General features: G+C 74.3%; 12 protein-coding genes, 2 pseudogenes and 1 riboswitch. Of the genes and pseudogenes, 1 reads left to right on the top strand and 13 read right to left on the bottom strand.

Annotated features, from left to right (window positions below; all coding sequences use genetic code 11):
* Window positions 1–326, bottom strand: a pseudogene (locus ACFQ11_RS35310) (hypothetical protein); the annotation flags it as partial.
* 1 nt (window position 327) lies between these two features.
* Window positions 328–1,212: an AAA family ATPase gene (locus ACFQ11_RS35305; RefSeq protein ID WP_378306848.1), complete on the bottom strand. Its 885-nt coding sequence runs from the start codon at window positions 1,210–1,212 to the stop codon at window positions 328–330.
* A 139-nt stretch (window positions 1,213–1,351) separates the two neighbouring features.
* On the opposite strand from ACFQ11_RS35305, the gene ACFQ11_RS35300 reads away from it, so the two are divergent.
* Window positions 1,352–1,999 (top strand): hypothetical protein, encoded by a 648-nt coding sequence (locus tag ACFQ11_RS35300; RefSeq protein ID WP_378306846.1) that lies wholly within the window; start codon window positions 1,352–1,354, stop codon window positions 1,997–1,999.
* A 94-nt stretch (window positions 2,000–2,093) separates the two neighbouring features.
* On the opposite strand, the gene ACFQ11_RS35295 is transcribed toward ACFQ11_RS35300, so the two are convergent.
* The 11 genes and pseudogenes from ACFQ11_RS35295 to ACFQ11_RS35245 form a co-directional block, all read right to left on the bottom strand.
* Window positions 2,094–2,540, bottom strand: coding sequence for a PH domain-containing protein (locus ACFQ11_RS35295; RefSeq protein ID WP_378306844.1), 447 nt, complete (start codon window positions 2,538–2,540; stop codon window positions 2,094–2,096).
* Window positions 2,533–3,408 carry an ATP phosphoribosyltransferase gene (gene hisG / locus ACFQ11_RS35290; protein WP_378306842.1) on the bottom strand — a complete coding sequence of 292 codons (876 nt, stop codon included), beginning with the start codon at window positions 3,406–3,408 and terminating at the stop codon, window positions 2,533–2,535. Before hisG ends, ACFQ11_RS35295 begins: the two co-directional genes overlap by 8 nt.
* A gap of 44 nt (window positions 3,409–3,452) precedes the next feature.
* Window positions 3,453–3,965, bottom strand: a complete 513-nt coding sequence (gene ribH, locus ACFQ11_RS35285) for a 6,7-dimethyl-8-ribityllumazine synthase (protein ID WP_378306840.1) — start codon at window positions 3,963–3,965, stop codon at window positions 3,453–3,455.
* Window positions 3,962–5,266, bottom strand: coding sequence for a bifunctional 3,4-dihydroxy-2-butanone-4-phosphate synthase/GTP cyclohydrolase II (locus tag ACFQ11_RS35280; protein WP_378306838.1), 1,305 nt, complete (start codon window positions 5,264–5,266; stop codon window positions 3,962–3,964). Before ACFQ11_RS35280 ends, ribH begins: the two co-directional genes overlap by 4 nt.
* Window positions 5,263–5,916 carry a nicotinamide riboside transporter PnuC gene (gene pnuC, locus ACFQ11_RS35275; RefSeq protein WP_378306836.1) on the bottom strand — a complete coding sequence of 218 codons (654 nt, stop codon included), beginning with the start codon at window positions 5,914–5,916 and terminating at the stop codon, window positions 5,263–5,265. Before pnuC ends, ACFQ11_RS35280 begins: the two co-directional genes overlap by 4 nt.
* Complete coding sequence (locus ACFQ11_RS35270) at window positions 5,913–6,506, bottom strand: riboflavin synthase (protein ID WP_378306833.1); 594 nt, start codon at window positions 6,504–6,506, stop codon at window positions 5,913–5,915. Before ACFQ11_RS35270 ends, pnuC begins: the two co-directional genes overlap by 4 nt.
* A gap of 70 nt (window positions 6,507–6,576) precedes the next feature.
* Window positions 6,577–6,707: riboswitch (FMN riboswitch) on the bottom strand.
* 180 nt (window positions 6,708–6,887) lie between these two features.
* Entirely contained in the window at window positions 6,888–7,274 is a 387-nt protein-coding gene (locus tag ACFQ11_RS35265) for an STAS domain-containing protein (protein ID WP_378306831.1), read from the bottom strand.
* 541 nt (window positions 7,275–7,815) lie between these two features.
* Window positions 7,816–8,487 (bottom strand): HAD-IA family hydrolase, encoded by a 672-nt coding sequence (locus ACFQ11_RS35260; protein ID WP_378306829.1) that lies wholly within the window; start codon window positions 8,485–8,487, stop codon window positions 7,816–7,818.
* Window positions 8,484–9,161 carry a ribulose-phosphate 3-epimerase gene (gene rpe / locus ACFQ11_RS35255; protein WP_378306827.1) on the bottom strand — a complete coding sequence of 226 codons (678 nt, stop codon included), beginning with the start codon at window positions 9,159–9,161 and terminating at the stop codon, window positions 8,484–8,486. Before rpe ends, ACFQ11_RS35260 begins: the two co-directional genes overlap by 4 nt.
* A 12-nt stretch (window positions 9,162–9,173) precedes the next feature.
* Window positions 9,174–10,136 carry a phosphatase PAP2 family protein gene (locus ACFQ11_RS35250; protein WP_378306825.1) on the bottom strand — a complete coding sequence of 321 codons (963 nt, stop codon included), beginning with the start codon at window positions 10,134–10,136 and terminating at the stop codon, window positions 9,174–9,176.
* A 60-nt stretch (window positions 10,137–10,196) separates the two neighbouring features.
* Window positions 10,197–10,630: pseudogene (locus tag ACFQ11_RS35245) on the bottom strand (rRNA cytosine-C5-methyltransferase); the annotation flags it as partial.

Below are 10,630 nucleotides of genomic sequence, written 5' to 3'. Positions count from 1 at the left end.
CGCGCGCCGCCGGACCCGTCGTCGCCGTCCCGGGGCGCCGGCTCCGGTGCGGGACGCGCTGCGGGCGCGGGCCGCCGCGGCGCCCGCGGCGTCTCCCCGCCGAAGTACGCGGCGAACGCGCGGTCGTAGCGGGGCAGGTCGTCCGGGCCCGCGCACAGCGTGAGGCGTCCCGCCCAGTACACGTCGGACGGGTCGAGGACGTCGAGGTGCCGCAGCGCCGCGACCATCGCCCGCAGGCGCCCGGGGTCGGCGGCGCCGCCCGCCGCGCGCAGCGTCCGGGCGAACCCGGCGAGCGTCCCGACGACGTCCGTGCCCGGCCCGGCCATGTCAGCCCCCGGCCAGCAGCGCGCCGCCGCGCTCCTGGTCCTCGCGGTACTTCAGGACGGCGCCGAGCGTCGCCGCGGCCGCGTCCGGGTCCAGCTCGCGGGCGCCGAGGGCGAGCAGCGCCTCGGTCCAGTCGAGGGTCTCGGCGACGCCGGGCGGCTTCAGCAGCCCGCCGCCGCGCAGCCGCCGCGCGGCGTCCGCGACCTGCCCGGCGAGGTGCGCGGTCGCGTCCGGCAGCCGCCGCCGGATGATCGCGACCTCCCGCTCGAACGACGGGTGCTCCAGCCAGTGGTACAGGCAGCGCCGCTTCAGCGCGTCGTGCACCTCGCGGGTGCGGTTGGACGTGACGACCACGACGGGCGGGCGCTCGGCGCGGATCGTGCCGAGCTCCGGCACGGTGATCGTGAAGTCGCTCAGGATCTCGAGGAGGAACGCCTCGAACTCGTCGTCCGCGCGGTCGAGTTCGTCCACCAGCAGGACGCTGGGGGACGTCTCCAGGGCTCGCAGCAGCGGACGGGCCAGCAGGAACCGGCGGTCGTACAGTTCGCCCTCGAGCCGCGCCGCGTCGGCGGCGCCGGCGGCCTCGGCGGCCCGCAGGTGCAGGATCTGGCGCGGGAAGTCCCAGTCGTACAGCGCCTGCGACGCGTCGAGCCCCTCGTAGCACTGCAGCCGGATCAGCGGCGCGCGCAGCGCCCGCGCGAGCGTCTTGGCCAGCTCGGTCTTGCCGACCCCGGCCTCGCCCTCCAGGAGCAGCGGCCGCCCCATCCGCAGCGCGAGGAAGCAGGCAGTGGCGAGGCCGTCGTCGCAGAGGTAGCCGTGCCGGTCCAGCAGGCCCGCCAGCTCCGCCGGCGAGGCGACCGCCCCGCCGCCCGCTGTGTCCGCCACCACATCGCCAGGCTATACACCGCGATCGCGATCGCCCATACCGCGCGGAGGGTTTCCCGACTGTCACCCCCGTGCCGGTGGACATCCCGCGCCCCGCGTCGGACGCTGTCCGCGACGGACGGCGCACGGAGAGGGACGGGGCATGCGCGACGGTTCGCTCGCCGCGCTCGTGGCGCTCGGCGCGTTCCACGGGATCAACCCGGCGATGGGCTGGCTGTTCGCGGTGACGCGCGGCCTGCAGGAGCGCAGCCGCCCGCTCGTCGTGCGGTCCCTGCCGCCGATCGCCGCGGGGCACGCGGCGTCCATCGGCGCCGTCGCGGTCGCCGTCGCGCTGCTCGGGACGTTCGTCCCGGCCCGCGCCCTCGCCGCGGGCGGCGGCCTGGTGCTGCTCGGCTTCGGGACGTGGCTGCTCGCCGGCCGGCGCGCGGCGCACCGCACCCCCGCGCCGGTCGGGCCGTGGCAGCTCGCGGGCTGGTCGTTCGTGATGTCGTCCGCGCACGGCGCGGGACTGATGCTGGTGCCGCTGCTGGCCCCGTCGGCGGCGCCCGTCGCGGCGGGCCACCACCACGACCACGGCCTCGCCGGCGCGTCCGGAAGCGCCCTGTCGGCGGGGATCTTCGTGACGGCCGTCCACACCCTCGCGATGTTCGCCGTCGCGGGGATCATCGCCGTCCTCGTCTACGAACTCGTCGGCTCGGCGATCCTCAAGCGCACCTGGTGGGACCTCGACCGCCTCTGGGCCGCCGCGCTGCTGACCGCCGGGGCCCTCACCCTCGCCACGGCCCTGTGAAGCGTCGCTCCCGGCCGCCGTCCATCCGCCGTGCGTGCGCATGGACGGTGGCGTTCGGGCCGATGTAGATCGCGAGGACGGCCTCCGCCCCGCGTCAGGGACGGTCGGGGGCTTCGCCGCGGGCTTTGAGGAGAGCGGCGAGCTCGGTGACCTGGCGGGCGGCGAGCTTCTTCTCGGCGCCGTTGATGCCCATGACGCCGAGGGCGGTGCCGTCCGACAGGTCGAGGCGCGGCCAGGGGTCCCCGGCGGTCATCGTGACGTCGAGCACCTCGGGCCATTCGAGGCGGCGGGTGCGGAACGCGTTGACGACCGTGAGGCCCGATTCGTCCGCGGTGACGCGGCAGCGGGCCAGCATGTGCAGGATCCAGGCGAGCCCGACCCCGAACAGCACCATCAGGACGCGGTCGACGATCGTGAACTGGGGCGCGACGAACACGGCGAGCACGATCATCGCCAGGATGATCGCGCCCGCCGTGGCGTAGGCGACGAGCCGGGTGGTGCGGGGACGCCACTCGGTCGGCAGGGCCGGAGTCTCAGTCAACGATCTTGGAGATGGGGATCTCGAGGATGTCGTGGGCGCCGGCGGCCTTCAGCGCCGGGATGAGCGTGTTCACGCCGCGCTTGGCGACGACCGACTCGACCGCGTTGGACTCGCCCCCGGCGAGGGACGTGACCGTGGGCGACGACATCGACGGCATGATGTCGAGGACGGCCTGCAGGTCGGCCTGCGCGACGTTCAGCTTCAGCAGGACGTTGCCCCGCGCGCGGATCGCGCCCTGCAGGAGCAGCGCGACGTCCTCCATCGCGGCGCGCTTGTCGGCGTCCTCGTACGCCTCGCGGTTGGCGACCAGCTCGGTGTAGCTGGTGAGCAGCGTGTCGAGGATCCGCAGGCCGTTCTTGCGCAGCGACGAGCCGGTCTCGGTCAGGTCGACGATCGCGTCCACGATGTCGGGGACCTTCGCCTCCGTCGCGCCGTAGGACGGGACGACCCGGGCCTTCACGCCGTGCTTCTCGAGGAAGCGCTCGGTCATCGCCGGGAACTCGGTGGAGATCCGGACGCCCTCGGGCAGCTCGGACACGCTCCGCCACGGCGCGTCCTCGGGCACCGCCATGATCACCCGGACCGGGTTGGAGGTGGCCTTGGAGTACTTCAGCTCGCCGAGGCTGACGACGTCGGAGTCGGTCTCGGTGATCCAGTCGCGGCCGGTGATGCCGAGGTCGAACAGGCCCTGCTCGAGGTAGGTCGGGATCTCCTGCGGCCGCAGCACCCGGACGCGGTCGATGCGCGGGTCGTCGATGGAGGCGCGGTAGTCGCGGTCCGAGGCGCGCCGGACGGTGAGGTCGGCGGCGTCGAACAGCTGCATGGTCGCCTTCTCCAGCGACCCCTTGGGCAGGACGAGTGACAGCACGGAAGTTGCCTTTCGATGGGATGCGTACGGGTTTCCGGGGACGTTCAGGAGCCCGAATGCTCCAGGCCGTGCCCGGCGTGACCGTGATGCCGCAGACCTCGCAGGGTCAGTGCCGTGTCGAGTGCGGCCACAGTCGCCTCCCATCCCTTGTCCTCGCGGCTGCCGGGCAGCCCGCTGCGCTGCATTGCCTGTTCAATGTTGTCACACGTGAGGACCCCGTTGCCCACCGGAGTCGACTCGTCCAGCGCGACGCGCGTCACACCGGCGGTCACCGAATCGCACACGTAGTCGAAATGGGCCGTCTCGCCCCGGATGACCGCGCCGAGGACGACGACGGCGTCCAGGTCGCGGGCGAGCTGCTGCGCCACGACGGGCAGTTCCAGGGCGCCGGCGACGCGGACGACCACGGGCTGGTCGATCCCGCACGCCTTCGCGGCCGCGAGGGACCGCTCCAGCAGCGGGCCGGTGATCGGCTCGTGCCAGCGGGTGCAGACGACGCCGAGCGTGAGCCCGGCCGCGTCGACGACGGTGTCCTCCGGGCGTCCCGCGCCGCTCATGAGAGTCCCTCGATGTCGTGTCCGAGACGGTCGCGCTTGACCGTCAGGTAGCGCCGGTTGTCCTCGGTGACCACCACCGGCATGGCCTCGCGGCCCAGCACGTCCAGGCCGAAACCGTGCAGGCCGCGCAGCTTCGCCGGGTTGTTGGTGAGCACCCGTATCGAGCGTACGCCCAGGTCGCGCAGCATGTGCGCGGCGTTGGAGTACTCGCGCGCGTCGGCCGGGAGGCCGAGTTCCAGGTTGGCGTCGACGGTGTCGGAACCGGCGTCCTGCAGGGCGTAGGCGCGCAGCTTGGCCAGCAGCCCGATGCCGCGCCCCTCGTGGCCGCGCAGGTACAGCACGACGCCGCGGCCCTCCTGCGCGATGCGCTCCATCGCGGCGTCGAGCTGGGTGCCGCAGTCGCATCGCTCGGAGTGCAGGACGTCCCCGGTGAGGCACTCGGAGTGCGCGCGGACGAGCACGTCGGCGCCGTCCCCGAGGTCGCCGAGGACGAGCGCGACGTGCTCGCCGCCGTCGACGGCGCTGGAGAACCCGACCGCGCGCCACGTCCCGTACCGGTTCGGCAGCCGGGTCTCGACGACCCGGGAGACGAGCGGCTCGGTGCGGCGCCGGTACTCGACGAGCTGCTCGATGGAGATCAGCTTGAGGCCGTGCTCCTTGGCGAACACCTGCAGTTCGGGGAGGCGCGCCATGGTGCCGTCCTCGTTGACGACCTCGGCGAGGACGCCCGACGGGTGCAGGCCCGCCAGCCGGGCGAGGTCGACGGCGGCCTCGGTGTGGCCGCGCCGCCGCAGCACGCCGCCCTCGCGGTACCGCAGCGGGAAGATGTGCCCGGGACGGACGAGGTCGCGGGGTTCGGCCGCAGAGTCGCACAGGGTCCGGATCGTCCGCGCCCGGTCGGCGGCGGAGATGCCGGTGGTGACGCCGTCGCGGGCGTCCACGCTCACGGTGTAGGCGGTGCGCATCCGCTCGGAGTTCTGCGCGGTCATCGGCGGGATCTGCAGCCGGTCGAGGTCGGCGCCCTCCATCGGGACGCAGATGACCCCGCTGGTGTGGCGGATGGTGAAGGTCAGCAGCTCCGGCGTCGCCTTGGCGGCGGCGAAGATGATGTCGCCCTCGTTCTCGCGGTCCTCGTCGTCGACGACCACGACGGGGCGGCCCGCCGCGATGTCGGCGAGCGCCGCCGCGATGTCGTCGAAGACGCCGTTCCCGTTCTCGATCGTGCCGTTCTCGATCGTGCCGTTCTCGATCGTGCCGTTCTCGATCGTGCCGTTCTCGATCGTGCCGTCGTTGCCGCTCATGCGGTCACCGCCTTGTCCTTGGGGGTTGTGCGCGGGGCCCGGTTCTCCCGGGACTCGCGGAGCCAGTTCCGGAGCCCGACCATCACCATCACGAAGAAGATCCCGTAGACGGCGCCCGAGACGTACAGGCCGGACTTGAGGGCGAGCGGGACGCCGACGAGGTCGACCAGCACCCACACGACCCAGAAGTCGACCAGCGCGCGGCTCTGCGCGAACGTCGCGACCGCGCTGCCGACGAAGATGTACGCGTTCGCCCACGGCGACCAGGCGACCTCCAGCCAGGCCAGGTGGGTGAACAACTGCGCGACGACCGCGGTGCCGAGCAGCAGCACGGCGACCAGCACGATCCGTTCGCGCGCGGTGGCCTGCCGGACGACGAGTCCCTCGCCGTCGCGCCGCCCGCGCGTCCATCGGTGCCACCCGTACAGGGCGAGCCCGCAGAACAGCACCTGCTTGAGCGCGTTGCCGGGGACGTCGGCGTGCAGGGACGCCGCGAGGAGCAGGAGGGCGCCGGTGAGCTGCACCGGCCACGTCCAGATCGTCTTGCGCATGGCGAGCCACACGACGGCGAGCGAGAGCGCGTTGCCGATGAGGTCGGTCCACAGGACGTGCTCGCCGAAGACGGTGAAGCTCGCGTCGAGAAGGCTCATGACCGGTCGCCCAGCATGCGCTCGACGTACTTGGCGACGACGTCGACCTCGAGGTTCACCGGGTCGCCGGGCTTCTTGTGGCCGAGCGTGGTGAGCGCGAGCGTCGTCGGGATCAGCGCGACGCTGAACCGGTCGGCGCCGGCCTCGACGACGGTGAGGCTGATGCCGTCCACGGTGATCGAGCCCTTGTCGACGAGGTAGCGGCTCAGGTCGGCCGGCAGGGACACCGTGACGACGTCCCACCGCTCCCCCGGCTCCCGGGAGACGATCGTGCCGACGCCGTCCACGTGGCCCTGGACGAGATGCCCGCCGAGCCGGTCGGACAGCCGGACGGGACGTTCCAGGTTCACCTTCGAGCCCGGTTCGAGCGCGCCGAGGCTCGTCTTGCCGAGGGTCTCCTTGATGACGTCCGCGGTGAAGACTCCGTCCCGGACGTCCACCACCGTGAGGCAGACGCCGTTGACCGCGATCGACGCGCCGTGGACGGCGTCCTGGGTGACGAGCGGGCCGCGGATCGCGAGCGCGACCGAGTCCCCTCGGGGTTCGATGGACGCGATCTCGCCGAGCTCCTCGACGATGCCGGTGAACACTCCCGGGCCTCCTACTCCAAAGGCTCCGGGGTACGGCAGATAAGCCACTACACCCCTGTACAGGGGCGTACCGCGCGCTGCCTCCCATCCGGACTTTCACCGTCGGTCCCGGAGTTCCACCGGGTCAACCGGCCGATGGTTTCGGCCGGGTCGCGGACTGTCACCGCCGGTTCGGAATTGCACCGACCCCGGAGCACGCGTTCATGCTTGCCAACCAGTGTGCCATGCCGGATGTTCTCCGCCCCTGTGAAAATCGCCACGCGGTCGCCGCGGCGGCGCAACGGCCCGCCCGGCCCCTGCTGTGAGGGTGTACGGGAAGCCGGTGGCTCGGGCATCGCGGTCTCCTGGGCGGCCGTCTGCACCCGGCGATGGAGGCGCGGGTCAGCGGGCGTCCGCGTCGGACCGGCGCCGCGCCGCGTCCCGCACCGCCTCCACCGCGTCCGGGACGTCCGGATGGGCGGGGATGATCCGGTCGATGCCGGTCATGCCCAGCAGCCGGGTGAGGCGGGCGGGCACCGCCGCCAGCGTCAGGGTCCCCTCTTCGGCGCGGAGCCGGCGGTAGAGCCGGATGAGCGCGTTCAGGCCGCTGGAATCGCAGAACGGCACCCGGGACATCTCCAGGACCACGTGCGGGTGCCCTTCCCCCGCGGCGTCCAGGGCCGCGCCGGCCAGCAACGGGCCGTTGTTCAGATCGAGCTCGCCCGCGACGGCCAGCACGGCGATCGCCCCGTGCCGCTCGACCACGCTCACGTCCAGCGCACTGCTCACGGTTCTCCCTCCTCGTCCGCCCGGGACCGGCGCGGGCGGACCGTGCGGCCGGTCTCCGCCGGGGCCCGGACGGGCACGCCGCCGCCGGTCCGGAGCGGTCCGGCGCCCCGGGCGGAGCCGCCCGGGACGGCCGCGCCCGTGGAGCGCCGCCCCAGAACGCGCGGTCTCGTGACGGGCGCTCTCATGACGGGCGCTCTCATGACGGGCGCTCTCATGACGGGGGGATGCCCTCCGGTTCCGCCCCGTACCGCGAAACCCGCGAATTCCAGGGTGATCGTCCCGGATCGGCGCCGCCCCCGCCGTCGCCGCCGCCGGGCCTGGCGGGATTCTGTTGCCCTACGGCAACTTTCACGCTAGTTGTTGTCTGCGCGGCCGGCGACCCCGAGGGAAAGGCCGGCGGGACGGTGGAGGCCGACGCGGCTCCGCCGGTCCCCCGCCCCTCCGCCCGGGAGACCCGGCGTCGATGCGGGGGGAGCGGCGGCGGTGGGGATCCACCGCCGTCGCTTCGCCGCCGCGCGGGCGGCGCCCGCGACGGCGCCGGTCAGGCGAGCGTGAGGCCGTCCGGGGCCGCGGTGAGCGCCGTCAGGCCCTCGATGACGTGGTGGGCCTCCCCCAGGGCCGCGGGCGGATGGCTGGTCGTGACGGCGAGGACGGTCGCGCCCGCGGCGCGTCCGGCGGCCACCCCCGCGGGGGCGTCCTCGACGACCGCGCACGCGGACGGGTCGGCGCCGAGCCGCGCGGCGGCCCGCAGGTAGCCGGACGGGTCGGGCTTGCCGTGCCGGACGTCCTCCGCGGTGATCACCACGTCGGGCAGCGGGATCCGCGCGGCGGCGGCGCGGGCGGCGAGCTGCGCGCGGTCCATGGACGTGACGAGCGCCCACGGCAGCCCGTTCATCCCCGCGAGGAGTTCGCGGGCGCCGGGGAGGGCGGTGATGCCGTCGGTCCCGGCGGCCTCCAGGGCGTCGAGGCGGGCGGTGGCCTCGGCGACCCGGTCCGGCGGCAGGAAGTCGGCGATGCGGTCGCTCGTGCGGCGCCCGTGCGCCCCGGCGAGGAACTCGTCGGGGTCGATGCCGTACTCGGGCGCCCACAGGCGGGCCGCGTGCTCGACGAGCGGCGTGGAGTCGATCAGGGTGCCGTCCACGTCGAACAGGACGGCGGCGCAGGGCAGGCGCGTCCCGCCCGCGGGCCCGCCCGGTCCCGGCCCGGCCGTCACCAGCCGGCCTTGGCGGTGGCCTCCTCCGCCTGGCCGCGCAGGCGGCGGACGGCCTCGGCCGGGTCGTCGGCGCCGTAGACGGCGCTGCCCGCGACGAACACGTCGGCGCCCGCCTCGGCGCACCGCTCGATCGTCTCGGCGCTGACCCCGCCGTCGACCTGCAGCCAGACGGGCAGGTCGCGGCCCTTGATCAGCTCGCGGGCGCGGCGCACCTTCGGCAGCACGACATCGAGGAACGGCTGGCCGCCGAAGCCCGGCTCGACGGTCATCAGCAGCAGCATGTCGATCTCACCGAGGAGGTCCTCGAATCCGTCGACGGGCGTGGCCGGGTTCACTCCGAGGCCCGCGCGCGCCCCGGCGGCGCGGATGGCGCGCAGGGTGCGGATCGGGGCCTTGGCGGCCTCGGCGTGGACGGTGACGCTGCCCGCGCCGGCCTCGGCGTACTGCGGGGCCCAGCGGTCGGGGTCCTCGATCATGAGGTGGCAGTCGAGCGGGAGGGCGCTGCTCTTCAGCAGCGACTGGACGACCGGGAGCCCCAGGGTGAGGTTCGGGACGAAGTGGTTGTCCATCACGTCCACGTGCACCCAGTCGGCGGAGTCGGCGATGCGCTCGACGTCCTCGGCCAGTCGGGCGAAGTCGGCGGACAGGATGCTGGGTGAGATCTGCGGAGCCATGATGCGACGAGTCTATTGCCGGAGGCCGGGCGGTCCGTCACCCGGTCGGGGGACGGCGGGGGTGGGATCGGGGCGCGGACGCGCGGCGAGGCCCAGCCGGCCGAACGCCTCGGCCGTCCCGGCGGTCGCCCACAGGGCGACGAGCGCCTGGACGGCGAACGCCCGGACCGGGTCCGGTCCCCCGAACGGCAGGTTCAGCGCGAGCAGCGGCAGGGCGCCCGCGACGCCGACGCCGATCCGGGCGAGGCGGCGCGGAACCGTCCCGCCGGGGTCGGGCAGGCCGCGCCGCGCGGCGATCGACAGCCCCGCGAGCAGCCCGCACAGCGCACCGGTGACCATGGCCGCCTGGGTGAGGCTCAGCGGCTCGACGTCGCCTCCCGCCTCGATGATGGCCCGCCGCCATTCGGCGGGGTAACGGAAGTTCTCGATGGGCTGGAACGCCGCCCAGGTCGCCCCCAGCAGCAGCAGGGGGGCACCGAGGGACAGCGACGTCTGAAGGGGCAGGCGCTGCCGCCCCCACCACGCGACGACGGCGGGCCCGGCCGTCAGCGCGAGCAGCAGCAGCGCCCCGCCGATCGCCCATCCCGCCAGCACCTGCCACACCGAGTGCACGCCCAGGTACACGCGGGACACGCCGATCAGGACGATCATGACGACGGCGCCCGCCCACGGCACCGGCCGCCGCGCCTGCGACGCCAGGAACCCCCACGCGACGATCCCGTTCTGCGCGTGGCCGGACGGCATCCCGAACGACGAGTGCGCCGCCAGCGCCTCGACCGACGGGTCCGTCCAGAACGGCCGGGGGTCGTGGAAGACGAGCTTCAGCAGCGTGTTCAGGGTGGCGCTGAGCAGCAGGAGCACCGCGCCGCGCGCGGCGAGACGCGGCGCGGCGCACCAGTACAGGACCACCAGCAGCGGGACGTAGAAGGCCGCGCTCCCCGCGGCCGAAACCGCGTGCATGAAGGCGGTGAGCACGGACCTCCCTCCCCGGCGGGCGGGCTCGACGGCGACCCCGTCCCCTCGTCAAGGTGAACGTCAGATGCGGCGCAGGAGTGCCAGGAACATCGCGTCGGTGCCGTGGCGGTGCGGCCAGAACTGCGCGTAGGGCCCGTCGCCCAGCCCGGTGAGCCCGGGGGCGAGCCCGGCGAGGACGGCCGGGGCGTCCAGCCGCTCGGCGCCGCCGCGGTCGCGGACGACGTCGTCGACCACCACCCGGGTCTCGGCGAGGTGCGGCGAGCACGTGACGTAGGCCACCACGCCGCCGGGCCGGGTCGCGTCCAGCGCGGCCGCGAGCAGCCGCCGCTGCAGCGGAGCCAGTTCCGCGACCGCCTCGGGGCCGCGCCGCCAGCGGGCCTCCGGGCGGCGCCGCAGCGCGCCGAGGCCGGTGCAGGGCGCGTCCAACATGACCCGGTCGAAGGCGCCGGGCCGCCGCGGCGGCGCGGTGCCGTCGGCGGCGAGCACCCCGGCCC

Source organism: Actinomadura sediminis (assembly GCF_042675525.1).
GTDB classification, from domain to species: Bacteria; Actinomycetota; Actinomycetes; order Streptosporangiales; family Streptosporangiaceae; genus Spirillospora; species Spirillospora sediminis.
This window is presented reverse-complemented; position numbering and strand designations above follow the sequence as displayed.